This window comes from Arthrobacter sp. Y81 (assembly GCF_002929335.1).
GTDB lineage: Bacteria > Actinomycetota > Actinomycetes > Actinomycetales > Micrococcaceae > Arthrobacter.
The window spans coordinates 266,627-289,405 of the sequence record NZ_PJIL01000003.1 but is presented as its reverse complement, the minus strand read 5'-3'; the positions used below and the strand labels follow the sequence as shown (position 1 = coordinate 289,405).

General features: G+C 66.0%; 22 protein-coding genes and 2 tRNA genes. 23 read left to right on the top strand and 1 reads right to left on the bottom strand.

The features are described from left to right. The first annotated feature begins 25 nt into the window (after positions 1 to 25). The 14 genes from CXQ91_RS06570 (at position 26) to CXQ91_RS06505 (ending at position 12,236) form a co-directional block, all read left to right on the top strand. Positions 26 to 1,375, top strand: coding sequence for a glutamate-5-semialdehyde dehydrogenase (locus tag CXQ91_RS06570; RefSeq protein ID WP_104173106.1), 1,350 nt, complete (start codon positions 26 to 28; stop codon positions 1,373 to 1,375). 80 nt (positions 1,376 to 1,455) lie between these two features. Next, on the top strand, positions 1,456 to 1,674 hold the full coding sequence (locus tag CXQ91_RS06565; RefSeq protein WP_104173105.1) for a hypothetical protein: 219 nt from the start codon (positions 1,456 to 1,458) through the stop codon (positions 1,672 to 1,674). 13 nt (positions 1,675 to 1,687) lie between these two features. Beyond that, on the top strand, positions 1,688 to 2,347 hold the full coding sequence (nadD, locus tag CXQ91_RS06560; RefSeq protein ID WP_374953637.1) for a nicotinate-nucleotide adenylyltransferase: 660 nt from the start codon (positions 1,688 to 1,690) through the stop codon (positions 2,345 to 2,347). Positions 2,348 to 2,354: 7 nt separating this feature from the next. Further along, complete coding sequence (locus CXQ91_RS06555) at positions 2,355 to 3,743, top strand: hypothetical protein (protein WP_104173104.1); 1,389 nt, start codon at positions 2,355 to 2,357, stop codon at positions 3,741 to 3,743. A gap of 105 nt (positions 3,744 to 3,848) precedes the next feature. Next, entirely contained in the window at positions 3,849 to 4,250 is a 402-nt protein-coding gene (gene rsfS, locus CXQ91_RS06550) for a ribosome silencing factor (protein WP_104173103.1), read from the top strand. Between the two features lie 139 nt (positions 4,251 to 4,389). Then, positions 4,390 to 4,462: transfer RNA gene (locus tag CXQ91_RS06545), tRNA-Ala, on the top strand. A 187-nt stretch (positions 4,463 to 4,649) separates the two neighbouring features. Beyond that, positions 4,650 to 4,722: transfer RNA gene (locus tag CXQ91_RS06540), tRNA-Ala, on the top strand. A gap of 94 nt (positions 4,723 to 4,816) precedes the next feature. After that, complete coding sequence (locus CXQ91_RS06535) at positions 4,817 to 5,167, top strand: zinc ribbon domain-containing protein YjdM (RefSeq protein ID WP_104173102.1); 351 nt, start codon at positions 4,817 to 4,819, stop codon at positions 5,165 to 5,167. Positions 5,168 to 5,223: 56 nt separating this feature from the next. After that, on the top strand, positions 5,224 to 6,333 hold the full coding sequence (locus CXQ91_RS06530; RefSeq protein WP_104173101.1) for an NAD(P)-binding domain-containing protein: 1,110 nt from the start codon (positions 5,224 to 5,226) through the stop codon (positions 6,331 to 6,333). Between the two features lie 79 nt (positions 6,334 to 6,412). Further along, on the top strand, positions 6,413 to 7,555 hold the full coding sequence (locus CXQ91_RS06525) for a class I SAM-dependent methyltransferase (protein WP_374953632.1): 1,143 nt from the start codon (positions 6,413 to 6,415) through the stop codon (positions 7,553 to 7,555). Positions 7,556 to 7,759: 204 nt separating this feature from the next. Further along, positions 7,760 to 8,962, top strand: a complete 1,203-nt coding sequence (locus tag CXQ91_RS06520) for an ROK family transcriptional regulator (protein WP_104173099.1) — start codon at positions 7,760 to 7,762, stop codon at positions 8,960 to 8,962. A 116-nt stretch (positions 8,963 to 9,078) separates the two neighbouring features. Beyond that, a complete protein-coding gene (locus CXQ91_RS06515) occupies positions 9,079 to 10,479 on the top strand; it encodes an extracellular solute-binding protein (RefSeq protein ID WP_258073853.1) in 1,401 nt (466 codons plus the stop codon). 3 nt (positions 10,480 to 10,482) lie between these two features. Continuing rightward, complete coding sequence (locus CXQ91_RS06510) at positions 10,483 to 11,364, top strand: carbohydrate ABC transporter permease (protein WP_104173098.1); 882 nt, start codon at positions 10,483 to 10,485, stop codon at positions 11,362 to 11,364. After that, positions 11,361 to 12,236 carry a carbohydrate ABC transporter permease gene (locus CXQ91_RS06505; protein ID WP_104173097.1) on the top strand — a complete coding sequence of 292 codons (876 nt, stop codon included), beginning with the start codon at positions 11,361 to 11,363 and terminating at the stop codon, positions 12,234 to 12,236. Before CXQ91_RS06510 ends, CXQ91_RS06505 begins: the two co-directional genes overlap by 4 nt. A gap of 9 nt (positions 12,237 to 12,245) precedes the next feature. Here the strand turns inward: CXQ91_RS06505 and CXQ91_RS06500 are convergent, their stop codons facing one another. Then, positions 12,246 to 12,443, bottom strand: a complete 198-nt coding sequence (locus tag CXQ91_RS06500) for a hypothetical protein (RefSeq protein WP_104173096.1) — start codon at positions 12,441 to 12,443, stop codon at positions 12,246 to 12,248. Between the two features lie 161 nt (positions 12,444 to 12,604). On the opposite strand from CXQ91_RS06500, the gene CXQ91_RS06495 reads away from it, so the two are divergent. From CXQ91_RS06495 to metE, 9 genes are all read left to right on the top strand, one after another. Beyond that, positions 12,605 to 13,612: a MoxR family ATPase gene (locus CXQ91_RS06495; protein ID WP_104173198.1), complete on the top strand. Its 1,008-nt coding sequence runs from the start codon at positions 12,605 to 12,607 to the stop codon at positions 13,610 to 13,612. Between the two features lie 11 nt (positions 13,613 to 13,623). Next, entirely contained in the window at positions 13,624 to 14,547 is a 924-nt protein-coding gene (locus CXQ91_RS06490; RefSeq protein WP_104173095.1) for a DUF58 domain-containing protein, read from the top strand. Next, on the top strand, positions 14,537 to 15,022 hold the full coding sequence (locus CXQ91_RS06485; RefSeq protein WP_104173094.1) for a hypothetical protein: 486 nt from the start codon (positions 14,537 to 14,539) through the stop codon (positions 15,020 to 15,022). Before CXQ91_RS06490 ends, CXQ91_RS06485 begins: the two co-directional genes overlap by 11 nt. Next, entirely contained in the window at positions 15,013 to 16,026 is a 1,014-nt protein-coding gene (locus CXQ91_RS06480; protein WP_104173093.1) for a VWA domain-containing protein, read from the top strand. The genes CXQ91_RS06485 and CXQ91_RS06480 overlap by 10 nt, the downstream gene beginning before the upstream one ends. Then, entirely contained in the window at positions 16,023 to 17,033 is a 1,011-nt protein-coding gene (locus CXQ91_RS06475; protein WP_104173092.1) for a vWA domain-containing protein, read from the top strand. The genes CXQ91_RS06480 and CXQ91_RS06475 overlap by 4 nt, the downstream gene beginning before the upstream one ends. A gap of 89 nt (positions 17,034 to 17,122) precedes the next feature. Continuing rightward, the gene (locus CXQ91_RS06470) at positions 17,123 to 17,827 is read left to right on the top strand and encodes a hypothetical protein (protein ID WP_258073852.1); all 705 of its coding nucleotides are present in this window, start codon (positions 17,123 to 17,125) and stop codon (positions 17,825 to 17,827) included. Positions 17,828 to 17,964: 137 nt separating this feature from the next. Next, positions 17,965 to 18,858, top strand: a complete 894-nt coding sequence (locus CXQ91_RS06465; protein ID WP_104173091.1) for a type II CAAX prenyl endopeptidase Rce1 family protein — start codon at positions 17,965 to 17,967, stop codon at positions 18,856 to 18,858. A 410-nt stretch (positions 18,859 to 19,268) separates the two neighbouring features. After that, entirely contained in the window at positions 19,269 to 20,240 is a 972-nt protein-coding gene (locus tag CXQ91_RS06460; RefSeq protein ID WP_104173090.1) for a methylenetetrahydrofolate reductase, read from the top strand. 95 nt (positions 20,241 to 20,335) lie between these two features. Next, positions 20,336 to 22,684 (top strand): 5-methyltetrahydropteroyltriglutamate--homocysteine S-methyltransferase, encoded by a 2,349-nt coding sequence (metE, locus tag CXQ91_RS06455; protein WP_104173089.1) that lies wholly within the window; start codon positions 20,336 to 20,338, stop codon positions 22,682 to 22,684. Positions 22,685 to 22,779: the final 95 nt, after the last annotated feature.

Here is a 22,779-nt window from a genome sequence, read left to right as displayed (position 1 = left end):
GGGCTGACTCCCTTAGACTTGAATGATGACTGAGGCACTGATTCACCAAGCCGCTGAGAAATCCAACGACTCCACGGAGGTATCTCCCACGCCGGAAAATGCCCAGCTGTCGCCGGCTGACGTCGAGGCCGCCGTACATTCCATCGCCGACCGGTCCCGCCACGCTGCCCGCAGCATGGCGCGCGCAAACCGTGCCTGGAAGGACAAGGGCCTCCGCGCCATCGGCAAGGCCCTACTCGACAGCAGGACCCAAATCCTCGCCGCCAACGCCAAGGATGTAGAGGCCGGCCGTGCCAACGGAACCACCGCCGCGCTGCTTGACCGCCTGACACTGAATGACACGCGGATCGAGGCCCTGTCCGCCGCACTGGAGAACCTTGCCGGCCTGCCGGACCCGGTAGGAAACGTGGTCCGCGGCCAGACGCTGCCCAACGGCCTGCGCCTGCGCCAGGTCAACGTTCCCATGGGCGTGGTTGCCGCCATTTACGAGGCACGTCCCAACGTGACAGTGGACATCGCCGGGCTGGCGCTGAAGAGCGGCAACGCGGTGATCCTGCGGGGCGGCACCGCCGCGGCAGCCACCAACGAGGCCCTCATCAGGGTCCTCCGCGACGCACTCGCTTCGGTTGGCCTGCCGGCAGACGCCGTCCAGACCGTTGACCAGTTCGGCCGTGAAGGCGCCAACGTCCTGATGCGGGCACGTGGCAGGGTGGACGTCCTGATTCCCCGCGGCGGCAGGGACCTGATCCAGACTGTCGTCAACAATTCGTCCGTACCGGTCATCGAGACCGGCGAGGGCAACGTCCATATCTTCATAGACGAATCTGCCAGTGAAGAAATGGCGGTGGACATCCTCCTTAACGCCAAGACCCAGCGGCCCAGTGTCTGCAACACGGTGGAGACCCTCCTGGTGCACTCCGGGTCAACCGTCCTTCCCGCCGTCGCCGCGGCACTTCGGAAGGCCGGGGTCACCCTGCATGCCGACGCCCGCGTACGCGCCGCGTTGCCCGCGACCGTGGAAACCGTTCCCGCCACCGATGAGGACTGGGCCACCGAGTACATGGACCTGGACCTTGCCGTTGCCATGGTGGACAACCTCGACGAGGCAGTGAAGCACATCCGCAGCTGGTCGACCGGCCACACTGAGGCCATCATCACCAACGACCTGGCAAACGCGGAACGCTTCATTTCCGAAATCGACTCAGCGGCGGTCATCGTCAACGCCTCCACCAGGTTCACGGACGGCGGCGAACTGGGGCTGGGCGCCGAGGTGGGCATTTCCACCCAGAAGCTCCACGCGCGCGGCCCCATGGGGCTGACCGAACTGACTACCACCAAGTGGATAGTCCAGGGCGAGGGCCAGATCCGCAGCTAGCAACGCTGTAACATGGAACAGAAGTCCGGAACGGCGGGAAGTACCGCCGTCGTCATTGTGTGAACTCTTTAGGGGAGAAAATGCTGCTGCAGCAGGTTGGCGCGTCCGTCGCCGAACATGAAGAACTGGCTCCGCTGTGGGCCGAACCGTGGGTCTTCGGTGTATCGATCTTTACGATCATGCTCATCCTGATGTTCGTGACGCTGTCCTACAGCAACCTGGGTAACCGGCACGAAGCCGTCGAGGAGCACTCGGATCCGCACCGCCAGCACCCGAACAAGCACGATCACGGCCACTAACATCACTACCGTCCTGAAGCGGCGCGGCGCCAAGCGCCGCCTGCGTTTGGGTGTGATGGGTGGCACATTTGATCCCATTCATCACGGCCACCTTGTCGCGGCCAGCGAAGTTGCGGCGAAGTTCGGCCTCGACGAGGTGGTATTCGTCCCCACCGGTCAGCCGTGGCAAAAAACGCACAAGCAGGTCAGCGAGCCCGAGCACCGTTATCTGATGACGGTGATCGCCACAGCCTCCAATCCGCGTTTTACGGTCAGCCGTGTGGATGTGGACCGTCCCGGTCCGACGTACACCATCGACACCCTGAGGGACCTGCGGACACAACGGCCGGATGCGGACCTTTTCTTCATCACCGGCGCGGATGCCATGGCGCAGATCCTGTCCTGGAAGAACATCGACGAACTGTGGTCGCTGGCGCATTTTGTCGGTGTGACCCGTCCGGGGCACGTCCTTGACGGGATGGGCCGGAAGGACGTCAGCCTGTTGGAAGTGCCCGCCATGGCGATCTCTTCCACGGATTGCCGAGCCCGGGTCGCAGCAGGCAACCCTGTCTGGTACCTCGTGCCCGACGGGGTGGTCCAGTATATTGCGAAATACGGCCTGTACGCCGGGCAGCCCGACCCGGACAGCAGCGCTGCACTTACCGAGTTACACGAACCAGCCAGTACCGAGTGAGTTTTAGATGAGCCAGGAACAGCCTCCCCTCCGCAGCCGTCGTGAATTGCGACAGGCCAGAGATGAGCGCGCGGAATCACGCCAGGATGCGGGGCCTTCGGCTCCGCGTCCGGTTTCCCCTGCCTCAAAAGTGCCCGTCAATGTGACACCGGCTCCTGCTCGTGGCGATGCCCCGAACAAACCCGGTCCGGCGACGCCCCCCGCGCCGCCGACGCAGTCCGGACCGGGGGCACGGCCCGGCGAAACCGGTTCGGATGCCGGAACCGGCCGAATCCGGCGCGTGGCACCCGGCCCGGTGGATTCGGTCCGGCCGTCGACCGGATCCGAGCGGTCCTCACAGAGCAGGGCGCGGGACCGTGCTGCCCTGCGCACCATCAAGGAACTGGCAGAGAAAGAAGAACGGCTGTCCGGCGGCGGTCCGCCGACGCGCCGCCAGCTTCGCCTCCAGCAGCTTCAAGCCGAGGCGGCACCGGCCACGGCTGCCAACCCCATCGTTCCGCCTGCCCGAACGTCCGCCCAGCGGACCGTTCAGCCGGCCCGGCCGGCACAGGCATCGCCGCAAGCCGAAACCCCTCCGGCCGGACAGCAACAGTCCGGTCCGCCGCAGGTCAACGCGCCGCAGGCCAAACCTCCGCTGGCCAAGCCGGATAGCCAGCTTCCTGATGGAATGACCGTTGAGCAGGCTCTCGCGGCACGTTCCCTCCTCGCTGAACAGGCCAGGAACCAGATCGCCAAGATGGAGCACATCGCGGCGAACGATCCTGAAGCGGTGGACCCGGAAATCCTCGCCGAACAGATCGCCCTGGCCGAGCGCGCCGCCGTCCTGAACAAGCGGGCCATGGCCAAGCAGAAGCTGGCCGAGCAGGCCAGCCAGCCCGCGCATCCGAAGACCGAGCCGTCAGCCGTCAGCAACCTTGCGATGGTGACGCCCCTGGAGTTCGAGAAGGTCCCGGGGATTGACCGGCCGGTGATGAAGAAGCCCGCCACCTCCTATGTGCCGGTAGTCACCAACCCCGGCCCCAGGTTGCAGCCGCCGAGTACCAAGGGATCACGCAAATCCGGACCGTCGAGGCAGCGGAATGCCAGGCCGGCAACGGGCCGGGCCGGCGTGCTTGCGCGCGCCGAAGCAGCAGCACAGGCAGCAACTGATCCTGCGGCTTCGCACATTGGAGCATCGGCGTCCGGAGAGCCCTGGGCCGCCGAATCCGGCGAGAATTTCGTAGACAGGCCACGTGTGCCCGCCAACGCTGCCTACGGCCTTGAACCCCTGGACGCCGTCACTGCCGGCCTGGGCAGGGCGCACCGTGTCCGTCTGCTGCAGTTGGGCGTCCTCGCTTTGGGGATTGTTGCGCTGATTGCCGGCGTCACCATGATCATCAGCGGACTGGCGCCCTGATCCAAACGTCCCGGCGCGTCGCCAACGCTGCTGTTCTCCCGTCATACGAGGTAGACACCACTGGCGTCGGAACATACATAGCTTTAAACCACTACAAGGAGTCCCGTGACTGCAACCCAAACATCCATCGCCACAGCCCGCGTAGCAGCGCGCGCTGCCGCGGACAAGATAGCCCAGGACATAGTTGCCCTGGACGTCAGTGAGCGGCTTGCCCTTGCCGATGTTTTCCTGATCGCCTCGGCGCCCAGTGAGCGCCAGGTCAACGCCATCGTTGACGGCATCGAAGAGGAACTGGGCAAGCAGGACCTGCGTCCTGTTCGCCGCGAGGGCCGCTCTGGCGGACGCTGGGTCCTGCTGGACTACTCCGACGTCGTCATCCACGTCCAGCACGAGGAAGACCGCGTCTTCTACGCCCTTGAGCGCCTGTGGAAGGACTGCCCCGTCGTGGACCTCCAGCTCGGCGACGACACGTCGGCCAAGGCGGCTGTCTCCTCAGACAGCGAATAAGCGGAACCTGCCGCCCGAATATGCCCGATTTGGAATTTTCGGAACGGCTGTTCTAAGATATTTGAGTTGCTTCGGAGAGATCCGGACGAAGAGCCGGGCCCGGCAGTGAAAGCTGAAGGCGCCGGAGCAATGAAAATTCGGGGCTGTGGCGCAGCTGGTAGCGCACCTGCATGGCATGCAGGGGGTCAGGGGTTCGAGTCCCCTCAGCTCCACCGAACGGTCCGCCGGAATCGAAAGATTCCGGCGGACTTTTTTGTTTTCAATAGCCACTCGTGCCGGTACGAATGGTGAACCGGGGCGCCGGTCGCCAAAGGCCTCCGCCGAATTGGCGTCTTACACGATTGTGGTTTAAGATAATCAAGTTGCTTACGGAGATCGATCCGAAAGAAACAAGAGTTTGGGGCTGTGGCGCAGCTGGTAGCGCACCTGCATGGCATGCAGGGGGTCAGGGGTTCGAGTCCCCTCAGCTCCACCGGATTCACACAGCAGAAGCCGCCCGATCGGGCGGCTTCTGCTGTTTAAGCAGCTCGGCCTTTGGCCGGAGTAGGCTCGACTAAAATGGGACCGTGAACGAAACCCTTCCCCCTTGCCCTGAATGCTCCAGCGAGTACACATATGAGATGGGTGCGCTGCTGGTCTGCCCGGAGTGCGCCCACGAGTGGTCCGCCGTGGCCGCGGAACCTGCAACTCTTGCGGAAGCGGTGATCAAGGACGCGGTAGGCAATGTGCTCGCCGACGGCGATACGGTGACCGTGATCAAAGACCTCAAGATCAAGGGAAGCTCCACCGTTATCAAAGTCGGGACGAAAGTGCGCGGCATCCGGCTGATGGACGGCGTCGGAGACCACGACATCGACTGCAAAGTGGACGGCGTCGGACCCATGCAGCTCAAGTCCAGTGTGGTCAAGAAGGTCTAGGGCAGGTATCGGAAATCGCTGACGCCCAGGCGACGGAACTGCAGACCGCGGATGTAGTGGTGATCGGTGCCGGCCAGGCCGGCCTATCAGCTGCCTATCACCTGCAGCGGCGTGGCTTTCTGCCAGCTCCCGCCCCGGAGGAAGCGCCCCGTTCGTATGTTGTGCTGGACGCCGAAGCCGGGCCAGGCGGCGCATGGCGCCACCGCTGGCAGAGCCTCCGGATGGCCAGCGTGAACGGGATCAGCGACCTGCCAGGCATTCCCAAGCCGGAGGTTGACCCGGCCGAACCCAGTTCAGGCTTTCTCTCACGCTATTTCGGGGACTACGAGGACGGACTCGGCCTGAATATCGTGCGGCCTGTGAAAGTCCGCTCCGTATCCCGCGAGGACAACCACCCTTCGGGGCGGCTAAGGATCGAAACTTCGGCCGGATGTTGGTCGGCGCGGGCCGTCATCAACGCCACCGGCACCTGGACCAGGCCGTTTTGGCCCATCTACCCCGGGCAGTCCACGTTCCGGGGGAGGCAGTTGCACGTGGCCGACTACGTGGCTGCCGAGGAGTTCCGCGGGCAGCACGTGATTGTGGTGGGCGGCGGTATTTCCGCCGTCGGCCTGCTTGACGAAATATCCCAGGTGACTTCCACAAGCTGGTTCACCCGCCGGGAGCCGGTATGGCGCGACGCCGAATTTGACCAGAAAGCGGGACACGACGCCGTCGCCCTCGTTGAAGAGCGTGTACGGCAGGGACTGCCTCCGCAGAGCGTGGTTTCCGTAACCGGACTGATCTGGACCCCCTCACTGCGGGCCGCCGAAGCGCGGGGCGCCCTGGACCGGCGCCCGATGTTTACGGAAATCGAACCGCGTGGAGTCCGGCTGGCTGGCGGGGGCTTCCTGGCGGCGGATGTCATTCTTTGGGCCACCGGATTCCGGGCCGAGCTGGAACACTTGGCCGCGCTGCACCTCCGCGGCTCCGGCGGCGGAATCGCCATGAACGGAACGCAAGTGGCAGCAGAAGAACGCGTTCACCTTGTCGGCTACGGGCCGTCGTCGTCCACCATCGGCGCCAACCGCGCCGGCCGGGCGGCTGTGGCCGGCATCCTGGGGATGCTTGGCAGCCGCGACGGGGCAGGGGCGCCGCCGGCCGCGGACGGGGCCGTTTCACGGTAGGTTTACTGGGTAGCTTTCCGCCCGGTGAATCTTCCCGGTGAGCGGATCGACGATGGACAGAGAAGGCGGCAGCTTGCACGTGGCGGAAAACAGCTTGGACTCAGTCCTCTCGGGCCTGCGCCGGTTCCCGGATGTTGAAGCCCCGAACCTGCAGGCCTGGGACGCAACCGACAGGCTCCTGCTCGAAACAGCGTCGGAATTGCTGACCCCGGACAGTCGCGTAGCGGTGGTCGGCGACCGCTACGGAGCCCTCGCCTTGGGGGCGCTGGCCACCTGCGGCGTCAGGAACGTCCGGGTCCACCAGGACCTCATCACGGGGGAACGGGCCCTCCGGAACAATGCCGCGGCCCTCAACGTCGACGCCGGTGTTGACCAGCGACCGCTCGATGCGGCCCTGTTCGACGGCGCCGACGTCGTGTTGCTGCAGCTGCCCAAAACACTCGCGGAGCTGGAGGAAGTGGCCGACGCCGTAGCCCGCTACGCGGCACCGCACACGGTCCTGCTGGCGGGCGGCCGGATCAAGCACATGAGCCTGGGCATGAACACCGTCCTGCTACGCCACTTCAACGACGTCCAGGCGCAGCTGGCCCGGCAGAAATCAAGGGTCCTCATCGCCCGGGACCCCAGGCCTGTGACCGGTCCGCCGCCGTTTCCGGTCGCTGACGCCAACAGCGAGCTGGGCCTCACGGTCTGCGCGCGCGGTGCGGTGTTCGCCGGCACCAAGCTCGATATCGGGACACGGTTCCTGCTGAGGTTCCTGCCCGACATGCCGTCGGCTGAGGGTGTGGTGGATTTGGGGTGCGGGACCGGCATATTGGCCGCCATGTATGCCAGAAGCCATCCGGGCTCCAAGGTCACTGCCACGGACCAGTCGGCGGCCGCCGTCGACTCTGCCCGGGCAACTTCGGAGGCCAACGGACTGGAGGGCCAGATCACTGTCCTCCAGGACGACGCCATGGATTCGCTGCCGGACGGAAGTGCCGGGCTCATTCTGTTGAATCCGCCCTTTCACCTGGGCGCCAGCGTCCATGCCGGAGCAGGGCTCAAGATGTTCCGTGCCGCCGGAAGGGTACTGGCACCGGGCGGGGAACTCTGGACCGTATACAACAGCCACCTGCAGTATTTGCCGGCCCTGGAACGGTTTGTCGGCCCCACCCGCGTCGCGGGCCGGAACGCCAAGTTCACGGTTGCGGTCAGCATCGCACGCACCCCGCTCCCGTAACGCTGCCGCCGAGCGGATGCGGGCCGGCAGAAGGTCCGCCACAGAGCGGAAACCGCCGTGCCAGAAGTCAGCGTGTGAGCGTACCGCCACGACCGCAGGTAACGTACGATTCAAGCATCAGTAGTGCATAACCGAAGAAGTTTAGGGGAATCCGTGACTGAGATCCGCACGCCATCGCCGAGGCGCGGAACAAATTTGCCCCGTATGGGGGACTTCAATCTCACGGTGATTCTGGACGCCATCCGGCGGTCCTCCGGCGGCCTCAGCCGGGTGGAACTCGCCCAGATCGTTGGCCTTTCCCCGCAGACGATTTCCAATATCTCCCGGCGCCTGCTCGACCAGAACCTGATCGTCGAAGCTGGCAAGGAAGGGAGCGGACCCGGTAAGCCGCGCACCATCCTCAGGCTGAACCCTGCGGGAATGTACGCCGTTGGCGTGCACCTCGATCCTGCCGTCACCACCTTCGTGGTGCTCGACCTTGTGGGGGCCGTCGTCAGGCACTCACGGATCAATACCCCCGGCGCCAGCGACCCCGACGGGATCATCGCCACCATTGCCGCCGAGATCAAGGACCTTGTGGCCGCCTCTGGCGTCGACCCGGACAAGATTGCCGGTCTCGGCGTGGCAGCTCCGGGCCCTATCAACCTGGAAGAGGGCACAGTTGTGGATCCGCCGCTGTTGCTCGGCTGGGACCGCGTGCCGTTGCGCGACGCCCTGGCGGAGGCCACCGGCCTGTCCACCCTGGTGGACAAGGACGTCACCAGCGCCGCGGTCGCCGAAACCTGGGCGGGCGGTCCCAGCGGCTCCGGCAGTTTCGTTTTTATGTACATGGGCACAGGCATCGGTTGCGGCATCGTCCTGAACGACGAAGTGGTGCGCGGCACCTCGGGGAATGCCGGCGAAATAGGGCACATCATTGTGGACCCGGACGGCGCGCCCTGCGACTGCGGACTGAGGGGATGCGTGAAGTCGTCGTGCATTCCGCAGGTCCTCGTGGCGCAGGCCGAAGCGGCCGGCGTCCTGGAAGTTGAGCGCCACCCCTCCGGCGCCCCGGCGGTCCAGGAGAGCTTCGCGAAACTGTGTGAGGCAGCTGACGCCGGCAACAGCAAGGCCGGGGAGATAATTGACCGGTCCGCCGTCCTCGTGGCCCGGGCCGTCGCCGTCGTCACCAACACCCTTGACGTCGAGCGGGTGGTGTTCGGAGGCCCGTTCTGGACTCTCCTCTCGCAGAGGTACCTGGACCGCGTTCCGCAGCTGCTGGCGGAGAACAGCGCGGCCCGCAAGATCCATGGCGTCGAAGTGGTCGGCACAGGCGTGGGAGAGGACGTAGGTGCCGTCGGCGCGGCCTGCCTGGTGCTCGAGCATACGCTGGCCCCGCGGGCACAGCGGCTTCTGCTGGAAGGCTGAGGCTGGCCCGAGCTGCGGTGTCAGTGGGCAGCACTAACCTGAAATTGCATATCGGCTAAAGGCTGGGGCCAGCTGGAGGTTATTGGGGGCTGCAGCCGCTCGAAGATTGGAGCGTCATGCACCGCCCTGCAAAAATAGATCCTGCCAAAAAAAGCCCCGCCAAAGTGGGTGCTGCCAAATTAGTAGTCGCGCTGTTGTCCGCGGCAGCCCTGCTGGCAACGGCGGCCTGTTCCGCGCAACAGCCGGCCGCCGAAAACCGGACCCTGAAAATCGTCTACCAAAAGACCGATTCGTTTTCCGCCCTCGACACCTTGTTCAAGGACGCCAAGAAGGACTTCGAAGCTGCCAACCAGGGGACCACCGTTGAGCTGCAGCCCATCGAGGCCAATGACGACGACTACGGCACCAAGCTTGCGCTGGCCCTGAGGTCGGCAGAGACCGCCCCGGACGTCTTTTACGAGGACACGTTCAAAGTGAGGTCCGACGTCGACGCCGGATACCTCCTGAAACTGGACAGCTACCTCGAGAAGTGGGACGACTGGAAGACATTCAACGAAGCCGCCAAAGCTGCCGGCACCGGAGACGACGGCGGCATCTACGCCGTGCCCCTTGGAACCGACACCCGGGCCATCTGGTACAACAAGAAGGTCCTGCAGAAGGCTGGCATTGCCGTTCCATGGCAGCCCCGGTCCTGGGATGACATCCTCGATGCTGCACGCAAAATGAAGGCTGCGGACCCGGAACTCGTCCCGTTCAACATGTACGCCGGCAAAGCAACCGGTGAAGGCACTGTGATGCAGAGCTTCTACGAGCTGCTCTACGGTACGGACGCCGAACTGTACGACCAGCAGGAGAAGAAATGGGTGGTCGGTTCGCAGGGATTCACGGATTCGCTGGCGTTCCTGAAAACCCTCTACGACGAGAAACTGGCTGTCGCGCCGGCCGAGGCGCTTGATGCCAACGTCTGGAAGAAGGTCTTCGGCGAATGGCTGCCGCAGGGCAAGATGGGGGCCACGGTGGAAGGGTCCTACACGCCGTCGTTCTGGCAGAAGGGCGGCAGCTACGAGTGGGCCGGCTACACGGAGGACATGGGCGTTGCCAGGTTCCCCACGCAGCGGGGCCAGGAACCGGGCGGCGTCAGCATGTCCGGCGGCTGGACCCTGGCCGTCGGGGCGGACTCCAAGAATCCGGACCTGGCGTTCAAGTTCCTCACCGAGGCCATGAACAAGAAGAACTCGCTGTCGTTCACCGTGGCCAGTTCCCAGATCGCGGTCCGCACGGACGTGGCCTCCGAACCCGATTACCTGGCGGCCAACCCGTTCGTGAAGGACGTGTCCGAACTGGTCTCCGTCACCCACTACCGGCCCGCCACCGCCGACTATCCGCGGATCTCGGCCGCGGTGCAGGTAGCGACCGAAGCCGTTATCACCGGCACCCTCTCGCCGCAGGCGGCGGCCGAGCAGTACGACAAGACAGTCAGGGACCAGGTGGGTGAAGCCAAGGTCCTGCAGAAGTAGCGCATGCCTGCACGAAAATCCGTCCGGCGGCAGCTCCGGCTGCTGCCGGTTGTGCCGTCCGTCCTGCTGATCCTCCTTTTCCTGGCGGCGCCCGTCCTGTGGTCCTTCCACGCGTCCTTCACCAACGCGGCCCTGTCCGGGCGCAACGCCAGGAGTCCGGCCTGGACCGGCCTCGAGAACTACACGCGCCTGCTCAGCGACGCCGCGTTTCCGGCCTCGGTGGTCCTGACGATGGTTTTCGTCGTAGCGTCCGCGATTGTGGGCCAGAACCTGCTGGGACTACTCATTGCCGGGCTGATGACACGTGCCCGGAAAACCGTGTCCGCCGTCGTGGGAACAGCCGTCGTGGCGGCCTGGGTGCTTCCGGAGATTGTTGCGGCCTTCGCCGCCTACGCCTATTTCAGCAGGGACGGGACCCTGAACCAGCTGCTGGGCGGTGCGGGCCTGGCCGGTGCCGACTGGCTGTATGCCTTCCCCATGGTGGCCGTGGTGCTGGCCAACATCTGGCGAGGCACCGCGTTCTCCATGCTGGTGTACCGGGCGGCCCTCGCCGACGTGCCCCGTGACATCTCGGAGGCCGCCCTTATGGACGGGGCGGCGGGCTGGCAGCGCCTGGTGTTCATCACGCTGCCGCTGATCAGGTCCAGCATCGCCACCAACCTGATGCTCGTCACGCTGCAGACCCTGGCCGTCTTCACCCTGATCTGGGTGATGACGGCAGGCGGACCGTCCAACGCCAGCACCACCCTGCCGGTCCTGGCCTACCAGGAAGCGTTCAAGTTCGGTGACATCGGCTACGGCACCGCCATCGCCTCGGTGCTCATTGTCCTTGGCCTGGTGTTCGGGATCGGCTACGTCCGGCTGCTCAAGGGGGACAGACGATGACGACGGCGGAACGGGCCGCCCGGCGGGCAACGCCCGGGGGCGTGACCTCGCCGGGGCGGCGCTCCGCCCGCACCCCGGCAGACGCTGCCCTGCTGCTGATCGGTGCGTGCTTCGTGCTGCCGTTGCTGTGGCTGGTTTTCGCCTCGCTGGACACCAAAGCCGGGTACGAGACACGGCTGCCGGCCAGTGCCTCGCTCACCAACTTCGCGGCCGTGCTCACTCCGGAGCTTCTGATCAGGCCCCTCTGGAACAGCCTGCTGCTCTCCGGCGGGACGGCAACGGTTACCCTGGTGGCGGCCGTGCTGGCGGCGTACCCGCTTTCCCGATTCGAGTCCAGGTTCAACCGGCCGTTCCTGTATTCAATCCTGTGCGGCACCTGCCTGCCGGTGACGGCCATCATGGTGCCGGTCTATGGCCTGTTCGTCCAGCTGCGGCTGCTGGATTCCATGCCGGCCACGGTTTTCTTCATGGCGGCAACCGCCCTGCCCATGGCCATCTGGATGACCAAGAATTTCATGGATACGGTGCCTGTTTCGCTGGAGGAAGCCGCCTGGGTGGACGGCGCTTCCGGGCTCACGGCGCTGCGCACAGTGGTGCTGCCGCTCATGCGCCAGGGCCTGGGGGTGGTGTTCATCTTTGTTTTCATCCAGACCTGGGGCAACTTCTTTGTGCCCTTCGTGCTGCTGCTGTCCCCGTCCAAGCAACCCGCGTCCGTTTCGATCTTCAGCTTCTTCGGACAGCACGGCGCGATCGCCTACGGCCAACTGGCCGCATTTTCCATCCTCTATTCGGTACCCGTCCTGGTCCTCTACGTACTGGTGGCGCGCGGGGCCAGCGGATCGTTTGCACTGTCCGGGGCGATGAAGGGCTGAGCCTCCCCGTCAGTCGATGTCTTCGATCACAGTTCCGTACGGGACAGTGTCGTCAAGGTGCGCCTGGTGGCCGTGGGGCAGGTTGAGGACCCGGACACCGTGCGACTTTTCCGCTGCGGATTGCATGAGGATCGGCCGGACGGTGTTGATGAAACTCTCGCTCTTGCCGGCGAGATACTCCTGGTAACTGGCTGGAAGCTGAATCATCCCATCAGGATAGTACCGCCGGGCCCGCATGGGGAGGGCTCCCCATTGTGGAAACTGCCGGCCACGGCTTGGATAGTATGGCCGGTGGCGGACGATTGCGACCGCCGGCAACCGGGCAGCAGCAGCCGCCGGTCATTAACAGCAACCAGGGGGACTCTTCAGTGCTTCAGACTACGGCCGCCGTCCGGATCGAAGCGGCGGAACTGGCCCGGGCACAGCAGGTCATGGCCAACATCTCGCGCAGCTTCGACGCGAAGGTTGTGGGGCAGGCCAGGCTCCGTGAATCACTGCTGGTGGGGCTCATGACGGGCGGCCACATCCTGCTGGAAAGCGTCCCCGGGCTGGCGAAGACCACCGCAGCGCAGACCGTGGCGGACGCCGTCAGCGCAGAGTTCCGTAGGATCCAGTGCACCCCGGACCTGTTGCCCAGCGACATCGTCGGCACACAGATCTACGACGCGGCCAAGGGGACATTCGTCACCCAGTTGGGTCCGGTCCACGCCAACATCGTGCTCTTGGACGAGATTAACCGCTCCAGCGCTAAAACGCAGAGCGCCATGCTCGAAGCGATGCAGGAGCGGCAGACGTCCATCGGGGGAGTGGTGCACCGCCTGCCGACGCCGTTCCTGGTGCTGGCCACCCAGAACCCCATCGAGCAGGAGGGAACCTACCTGCTTCCCGAGGCCCAGATGGACCGCTTTATGCTCAAAGACGTCCTGGACTACCCCACACCCGCCGAAGAGGCCGAAATCATCCGCAGGATCGATTCCGGCGTCTTCACCGACGAACAGCGCCCTGCCGCCGCCGCGTCGCTTGACGCGGTCTCGGAAGTGCAGGAACTGGTCAAGCGCGTCTACATCGACCCGGCGATTGTCAGGTACATCGTGGGGCTGGTGTTCGTCACCCGCAACGCCGCCCAGTACATCGACGCCCGCCTGGCTGGTTTCATCGAATTCGGTGCCAGCCCCCGCGCCAGTATTGCCTTCAGCCAGGCCGCCCGCGCAGTCGCCCTCCTGAACGGCCGCGACCACGTGATCCCCGAGGACGTGAAGTCACTGGCCCACCGGGTGCTCCGGCACAGGATCATCCTTGGCTTCGAGGCGGTGGCGGAGCAGGTTCCCGTCGAGACCGTCGTCGATGCCATTGTGGCGTCCGTCCAGACCCCCTGAGCGCGCCCCCAATGTCCAGCCTCCTGACCCGGGTGAAATCGAAGATGTCGATCTTCGCCCACCGCAAGGCCCGGGGAATGCTCGACGGCGAGTACGGTTCCGTCTTCAAAGGCCGCAGCCTGGACTTTGACGACCTCCGGGCCTACATCCCCGGAGACGAAGTCCGCGACATCGACTGGAAGGCGTCCGCCCGGCACGGCTCCCCGCTCATCAAGCGTTTTGTTGCAGTGCGGCGGCAGACCTTGCTGCTGATCACGGATACCGGCCGCAACATGGCCGCCTCCGCGCTCGGCGGCGAGGAGAAGAAGGACGTTGCCGTGATGGCCCTGGGCGTGGTGGGCTACCTTGCCCAGCGCCACGGCGACGTCGTGGGCCTGGTCTGCGGTGACGCTGAGGGCTCCCGGTCCTTGCCCGCAAAGGCCGGCGAGGCCCACCTGGAAAGGCTACTGCGCGCCGTCGACGGCGACACGGGGCTGACGTCGCCCCGCAGCAGCATCGGCGAACAGCTGTCCTATGTGGCACGCAACTACGGGCAGCGCATGCTGCTCTTTGTTGTGGCCGACGAAATGGTTCCCGATGCCGCCATGGAGCGGCTGCTTCGCCGACTCCGGGCCCAACACGAGGTCCTTTGGCTGACGGTGCGGGACGCGCAGCTGGCCGCAGCCGGCCCGGGCAGGTTACAGGCCGGCGGGATACAGGCGGCCGCCACCCAACCCGCCGACCGCTACGACGTGGCGGACTCCCGCCTCCTCCCCGGCCGGCTGGCGGCATCGGAGGCTGTCATCCGTGCGTACACGGCGGCGCAGGAACAGCGCGATGCGGCCCGGGAGGCCGTGCTGCGCCGGCTGGGCATTGCCCACGTCCACGCGGGCAGCAGCCACGATGTGATGCCAGCCGTGTTCACCTTGCTGGAACGGCACCGCCGTGGAAAATGATTCCGGTTTCTATGCCCCGCTGACGTACAGCGAGTGGTTGACGTGGGCCGGCCTGGGCCTGCTGTTCCTCGTGGCAGCCTGGTTTGCCTTCGTCTTCCTGAGCACCCGGCAACGGCCGGGTACGGTGCCCGCCGCACCCTCCGGTCGGCCGTCGGATCCGTCCGGCCTCAAGCAGGAGTACCTGCGCCGCATCGATGCCGTGGCCGTCGACGCGGCGGCCGGCCGGGTGTCGGCGCGCGCCTCCCACCAGGAGCTGAGCCTGCTGATCAGGAGCTTTGTCCGCGACATTGCCGGGATCGACGCTCCGCGGATGACCCTGGCGGAACTCCACCGGCAGGGCATTCCGGCGGCCGCGTTGGCCATCAGCAGCCTTTATCCGGCCGAATTCGGCCCTGAGCCCCGGGATACTGAACCCCGCGACTCTGTCGCGGCCGCGGCGGACACGGCCCGGGAGGTGGTCCGGGCATGGAACTGATCTTCTGGTGGATGATTCCGGCGGCCCTCCTGATGGCCGTGGGAACGTACTGGGTGGCCCGGAAGCGGGACCGGAGCCACGGTTCCCTCCGGCGGCCCGTGGCCCACAGCCACCGGCTCACCGAACTGCCGGAGTACCAGGCCGCTTTGAGGCGCCACCGCCGTTGGCTCACTGTTGCCGCGGTCGCCGGGGGAGTGCTGATGGTGGCGGCAGTGGTTTCGGCGGCACGGCCGGCCGAGCGAAGCACTGTCAGCCCCGAGCAGCGCAACCGCGACATCATCCTGTGCCTGGACGCGTCGGGATCCATGAGCAGCGCCGACGCTGCGGTGGTGGAAGTCTTCGCCCGGCTGGCACAGGGATTCGACGGCGAACGGCTGGGCCTGACCGTCTTCGACAGCAGCGCGGTGCAGGTGTTCCCGCTGACTGATGACTATGACTTCGTGCAGGAACAGCTTCAGGTTGCCAAGGAAGCGTTCGACGGGGCTCCCGGAAGCGCCGGTTTCCTGGACGGCACCTGGAACGGCGCCGGGTCCTCGCTGATCGGTGACGGGCTGGCTTCGTGCGTGCAGGGCTTCCCGGCGGCCGATCAGGGTGGGCAGGCCGGAGCCGGCGGCACACAGGAACGGTCGCGTTCGGTCATCCTGGCCACCGACAACTTCGTCTCGGGTGATCCCATCTTCACCCTCCAGGAAGCGGCGGTGCTGGCCAAGAAGAAGGACGTCCGCATGTACGCCCTCAACCCCGGAGACTTCGACTATGGGACGGACCCGGCCCAGCCCGGCGCCCAGCTGAGGACGGCAGCGGAAGGGACGGGCGGGGCGTACTACGCGCTGGACAGCCCGGAAGCGGTCCAGGACATCATCCGCAAGGTCCAGGCGACTGGGGCCACCGCGTTCAAGGGCGCCCCGCAGGCCGCCGTGGCGGACCGCGCCGAGATCCCGCTGGGAATCGCCTTGGTGTCCGGCCTGGTGCTGGCCGGCGTGTCCTGGAGGCTCAGGTCATGACCTTTCAGCCGATCTGGCCCTGGTGGGTTATGGTTCCGGTGATTCTCGCCGTCGTCGTTGTCCTGGCATGGACGGCCGTCCGAAGCCGGCCCGGCCGCGCGGGACTCCGCGGCGCGTTGCTGCCGGCGGGACTCGTGGTTCTGCTTTTGTTGGCGGCCCTCCGGCCCGGTGTACCTGGCGGGAGCGTCCGGGCTGCCGCAACCGACGTGAATGTCTTTTTTGTTGTGGACACCACCAGCAGCATCGCAGCCGAGGACTACGGAAACGGCAGCCCCAGGCTCGACGGCGTCCGGAAGGACATCATGGCCATAGCCGGTGAGCTCGCCGGAGCCAGGTTCTCCATGATCACGTTCGACTCCCAGGCCGTCGTCCGGATGCCGCTGACCACGGACGCCTCCGCCCTCGACACCCTGACCGCTGTCCTGGAGCCCCAGGTCACCGTATATTCCACGGGCAGCAGCGTGACGGTTGCCCGGACTCTGCTTAACGAACGGCTGAAGGCAGCACGGGACAGCCACCCTGAGCGGGCCCGGATCGTGTACTACCTTGGCGACGGCGAGCAGACCAGCGGCAAGGCACCGGAGCCGATGCGCGTGGATGCCTCGCTGGTGAACGGCGGCGCGGTACTCGGTTACGGTACCGCGCAGGGCGGCCGGATGAAGGAGAAGACCAACTATTCATCCGCCGCGAGCACTGACTACATCCAGGACCGCAGCGGCGGCAGCGCCGGGGACGCCGTGTCCCGAATCGATGAGGACATGCTGAGAGGGATCGCAGCGCAGCTCGGTGTGCCGTATGTGCACCGCGCGGCAGGGGATGCAGTGGCCCCGATGATGCAGGCGGCCAGGACTGGAGCGCTGAAGGAAACGTCGGAGTCCCTCGAGGGCCGGGTGGAACTCTACTGGGCGCCGGCGCTGGCCGCGTTCGTCCTTGCCCTGTGGGAGAGCCTTAGGGTGCTTCGCCAGCTGAGGCAGCTCAGACCGGCGGAAAAGGGGGCCCGCGCATGAACAGGGAGCCGTTCCCGCCAACTCCGTCGCAAGAGGGAAAGCCGAACCGGGGAAAGCCATATCAGGGAAAACACCTACGGCACCGCCTGTTGCTTGTATCCGCTGTGCCCGCATTGGCTGCCGTGGCGCTCGCCGTCAAGCTGCTGAGCGTCGGTTACCTGGGCGGCCAGGCTGCCGGGGCCTTCGGCAGCGGCGACCAGGCTACCGTCGCGTCCGCGGCCTCCGGGCTGGGAATCGCGAATTTCGTGGAACGGCACAAGGCGCCCTTTGCCGCCGGCGATGCCCTGGTGCTGAGCGGTGACTACGCCGGCGCCCGCACGCTCTTCGAGGCGTCCCTGGCCGACGCGCCGCCGGCCGATGAGTGCAAGGTGCGCGTCAACCTGGTCCTGAGCATCGAACGGCTGGCCGACCAGACTGCAGAGCCCGGCAACGCCGGCGCGGAAGCCGCCAAACTTTACGACGACGGCCTGGCCGTGGTCAAGGCTGCCCCGCCCGGATGCTTCAGCCCGGAAGGCAGCCAGGAGAGCGCCAACGGAGCCGACGGTGTAGGCGACCGCCTGCGGGAAGCCGGAGAGCGGCTGCAGGCCAAAGCGGACAAGCTCGGAAGCCCGGCGGCGGAACCCGGCGAGGGCTCCGATGAGCAGCCGCAGCCCGATCCCGAACCGCAACAGAGCGAGCTGGACAAGCTCGAAGAGTCTGCCAAATCCGCGCAGCGGGAGCGGAACGACGGCAGGCAGCGGGACGAATACCTGAACGGCAGCGAATCCGAAACCGGGGCAGAAAAGCCCTGGTGACTTGCTGCAGGTAATCCGTGGCCGCTGGTAGTCCGGGCGCCCACGCAGGCAGACTGCGACCAAATCCCCTAGCGCCAACGACGGACGCGTACCAAGCTAATGACGGGGGAGGCGGAACAAGAGAGCGGCGGCTCCTCATGAGGATTGCAGAAACTGAAGACAGGCTTAAATGGGTGTGGGCGTCGTGGCTGGTTGCGGCGATGCTGTCGCTGGCGGTCCTGGACCTGACCGTATTTGGGTTGGTGATCCCGGCTTCAGCGCTGCTGCTCGCCGTCCTGGCAGGTCCCGGTGTCCTCCGCGGGGGGAACCGGCGGAAGAGAGTCGACAAGCTGGATCTCGCCGTCGTCGTGGTGCTTTACCTCGCCGTCGTCGGGCTCTTCCGCCTTGCATTTACGATGTTCACCGTTGCCAATGTCCTCGGCCTCTTCCTTTGCTTCGGCGCCGGACTTGTCCTGGGGGTCGCAGGGCCGGTGTTCTACACGGTGCGACGGCGCCGGCCATTGTCCGATGTGGGGCTGTGGCTGGGAAACTGGAAGGCGGCTGTCATCCTGGGACTTGTTCTGGCTGCCATCCAATTCGCAATCACCCTCTTTGGCTACACCCTGCCGGCGCCCGTGGACTGGGTGCCGCTGCTCGTTATGTCGTTGACTGTCGGCGCATTCGAGACAGTCTTCTTCCGGGGTTTCGTCCAGACGCGCCTCACCGCGAGCCTGGGCCAGGTCCCCGGCATAGCGCTGGCGGCGGCCCTCTACGCCGCTTATCACGTTGGCTACGGGATGGGCGCGGAAGGAATGCCCTTCCTGTTCGGGCTTGGCGTTGTATACGCCGTGGCCTTTGCGCTGGTCCGGAACGTCCTTGTTCTGTGGCCGCTGCTCACACCCCTAGGGTCCTTTTTCAACAACCTCAACAGCGGGGACATAGAACTTCCATGGGAGGCGATCCTGGGGTTCGCCGATGTCCTGGGACTGATGGTCGCTGCAGTGTGGTGGGGGCGCCGGCGGCTCCAGAAGGCGGCCCGGCGGGAGGCTTGAAACCGCGGTCAGCCGGCCAGGGCTTCCGGGTACTGGTCGCTTCGGGGCTTTTGGGCGAACAATGTTCTGTGCCGTGACGCAACAGGGCGTAAAGGTGCGTCTTAATTCGGCGGCCAGCTTGAACGCTCCGGAGGTGGGCCCTAGAGTCTTATACAAGTTACCGACGTAACGTGTCAGCGATCCTCCGCATTGGATGTGCCGCCCAGCGGCCGCCAGGAGGGTGTGGGTGCCCCCATGTGGGCCTGACATTTGCTCACGGAGAACTTCTTGTCAGGCGTAACAGTCGCGGCTGCGCCCTGCCGAAGTTCAATCCGTGTTCCCCAAACTCAAATTCATTGACGGTTCTGCGTTTCCGAGGTCCCAAGGACTGAGGCGCAGCTGCCGCCAATGGCTCAAAGCCAAGGACGCAAATGTCTCCACCTAGCCTTATTGACACGCACTCGAATCTATCCGACACAGCTCCGGTGGCGCTCTCTTATGAGCTGTTCCCGCCGCGTTCCCCGGCTGCCGCCGAATCGCTCTGGACCACCATCCGCGAGCTGGAATCCACGGACCCGGACTACGTGTCCGTGACCTACGGCGCCAGCGGCTCCAACCGGGACACCGCCGTCGAACTCATCAACCGGCTCCTGCTGGAGACGACGCTGCGCCCGCTGGCACACCTGACGTGCGTGGGCAACACGCCCCAGGAGCTGTCCGAAATCATCGGTGAACTGCTCGACGTCGGTGTCCGGGGCATCCTGGCGCTTCGCGGTGACCAGCCCAAGGACGGCGGGACCCCCGTCGTCGGCTCCCTGCGCTACGCCCAGGACCTCATCGAACTGATCCGCCGCGTGGAGCAGCGCCGTTCGGCCCTGCTGTGCGCCGGCAAAGTGGCGGTCGGCGTGGCCGCGTACCCCACCCGGCATCCGGAATCACCCACTGAGGCCCACGACGTCGAGGTGCTGCTGGCCAAGCAGCGCTCCGGTGCCGACTTCGCCATCACCCAGGTGTTTTTCCAGACCGAGCAGTACGCCGACCTCATCACGAGGGCACGCCGGGCGGGGGTCACGATTCCCATCATCCCGGGCGTCATGCCACTGACCAGCGTGCGCCGGCTGACCCGCCTGGGTGAGCTCACCGGCGTCGAACCAGCTCCGGAACTGATGGCACGGCTGGCCGCCGCGGACAGCGACGCCGAACGCCGGCTGATCGGCGTCCGCGCCACGGTGGATCTGGCCAACGCGGCCCTGGACGCCGGAGCACCGGGAATCCACCTGTACACCTTCAACGAACATGCGTGCGCGCTGGAAGTCCTGGACAAACTGGCACTGCCGCGGCCCGCCCGTCCGGCGAGCAGGCTCAGTGCCATTGCCCGCCGCCACCAGGAAATGGCGAGCTGAGGGCCACCCCCGCCCGATCCCCTTAGCACCAAGCAGGTAGCACCTGCAGCACCGAACACCCCCGATTTTTCACCGACACATCCAAGGAATTTCACATGACTGAGCAGAACACCCCGGCCGTGGCCACTCCGTTCCCGTCCGCCTCGATCCTGGGCTACCCGCGCATCGGCCGCCGCCGCGAGCTGAAGAAGGCCGTCGAAGCCTACTGGGCCGGCAAGATCGACGCCGCCGCACTTGACGCCGCCGCCAAGGAAATCCAGCTGGGCACCGCCAAGCGCCTCCAGGGCCTGGGCCTCACCGAAGCCGCAGCCGTACCCGGCACCTTCTCCTTCTACGACCAGGTGCTTGACGCCGCCGCCCACCTCGGCGCCGTGCCGGCCCGTTTCGGCAATCTCCTCAACGCTGAGGGACAGCTGGACATCGACGGCTACTTCACCCTGGCCCGCGGCAACAAGGACCAGCAGCCGCTGGAAATGACCAAGTGGTTCGACACCAACTACCACTACCTGGTGCCGGAAATCGGCCCGGAAACCAACTTCGCGCTGGCCTCCAACCGCATCGTTGAAGAATTCGAATACGCCCTCGCCAACGGTGTGGAGACCCGCCCGTACATCGTCGGCCCGGTCACCTTCCTGCTCCTGAGCAAGGCTTCCGACGACGCCCCGGCCGGCTTCAGCCCGCTGTCCCGCCTCGAGGACGTCCTGCCGGTATACACCGCGCTGCTGGAGAAGCTTGCCGCCGCCGGCGCCAGCTGGGTCCAGCTGGACGAGCCCGCCCTGGTGGTTGACCAGGACACCTCCGCCGAAGAGATCCAGGCCGCGGTGGCCCGCTCCTACGAGGTCCTGTCCTCGGCAGCGCAGCGCCCGCAGCTGTTCGTTTCCACCCCGTACGGTGCACTGAACGGCCAGCTCGGCACCCTTGCCGGCACCAACATCGACGCCCTGCACATCGACGTCTTCAAGGGCGCCGTCCCCTCAGCAGCAGCACTCGCCGCCCTGGGCAGCAAGACCCTGGTTGCCGGCGTCGTGGACGGCCATAACATCTGGCGCAACGACCTGCAGGCCTCGGCGGACAAGATCGCCGAACTGAAGAAGTCCGTGGCCAAGCTGGCCATCAGCACGTCCACCTCCACCCAGCACGTCCCGCACGATGTCGCGGAAGAGGCGCAGCTGTCCGAGCAGCTCCGCAGCTGGCTGGCCTTCGCCGACCAGAAGGCCGTTGAGGTTGTGACCCTTGCCGGCCTGCTGACCGACGCTGCCGCCGTGCAGCCGGCCATCGACGAGGCCACCCGTATCATCGCCAACCGCGCCGCCGCCGAGGGCGTCCAGCGCGCCGACGTGCGTGCCCGCACCGCGGCCCTGACCCCGGCCGACTTCAACCGCTCCGATTACTCGGTCCGCGAAGCCGCCCAGGAAGAGGCCCTGCACCTGCCGCCGCTGCCCACCACCACCATCGGCTCCTTCCCGCAGACCTCCGAAATCCGTTCGGCCCGTGCCCGCAACAACAAGGGCGATCTCACCAACGAGCAGTACGAGCAGCTCATGAAGGACGAGATCAAGCGCGTTGTGGAGCTGCAGGAAGAGCTCGGATACGACGTGCTGGTGCACGGCGAGCCTGAGCGCAACGACATGGTCCAGTACTTCGCCGAGAACCTCGAAGGTTTCGACGTCACGGTCCACGGCTGGGTCCAGTCCTACGGATCACGCTGCACCCGCCCGTCCATCCTCTGGGGCGACGTCACCCGCAGCGCCCCCATCACGGTGGCCTGGGCCGAGTACGCCCAGTCGCTGACCAGCAAGCCGATGAAGGGGATGCTCACCGGTCCGGTCACCATCCTGGCCTGGTCCTTCGTCCGCGACGACCAGCCGCTGGGCGAGACCGCCAACCAGGTGGGCCTGGCACTCCGCGACGAAATCGCCGACCTCGAAGCCGCCGGCATCAAGGTCATCCAGGTGGACGAGCCCGCCCTGCGCGAACTCCTTCCCCTGCGCAAGGCCGACCAGGCCTCCTACCTGGACTGGTCCGTGAACTCGTTCCGCCTGGCCACCGCCGGTGCTGCCGACGCCACCCAGATCCACACCCACCTGTGCTACTCCGAGTTCGGCGCCATCATCGACGCCATCGACGGACTGGACGCGGACGTCACCTCCATCGAGGCGGCACGTTCACGCATGGAGGTTGTTCACGACCTCGAGTCCCACGGCTTCGGCCGCGGCGTTGGCCCGGGCGTCTACGACATCCACTCGCCGCGCGTCCCGGGTGAGCAGGAAGTCACCGAGCTGCTCAGCACCGCTGTTAAGCACGTTCCGTCCCGCCAGCTCTGGGTCAACCCGGACTGCGGCCTGAAGACCCGCGGCTACGCCGAGACCGAAGAGTCCCTGCGTAACCTCGTCGCGGCCACCAAGACGGTCCGCGCCGGCCTGCTGGAAGCAGCCACGCAGTAGCAGCCAAATAACCAAAAGCAGCCACGCACGACGGCGGCCGGTCACCTCAGGTGACCGGCCGCCGTCGTGCTTTAACTATCTGGCTTTAGCTATCT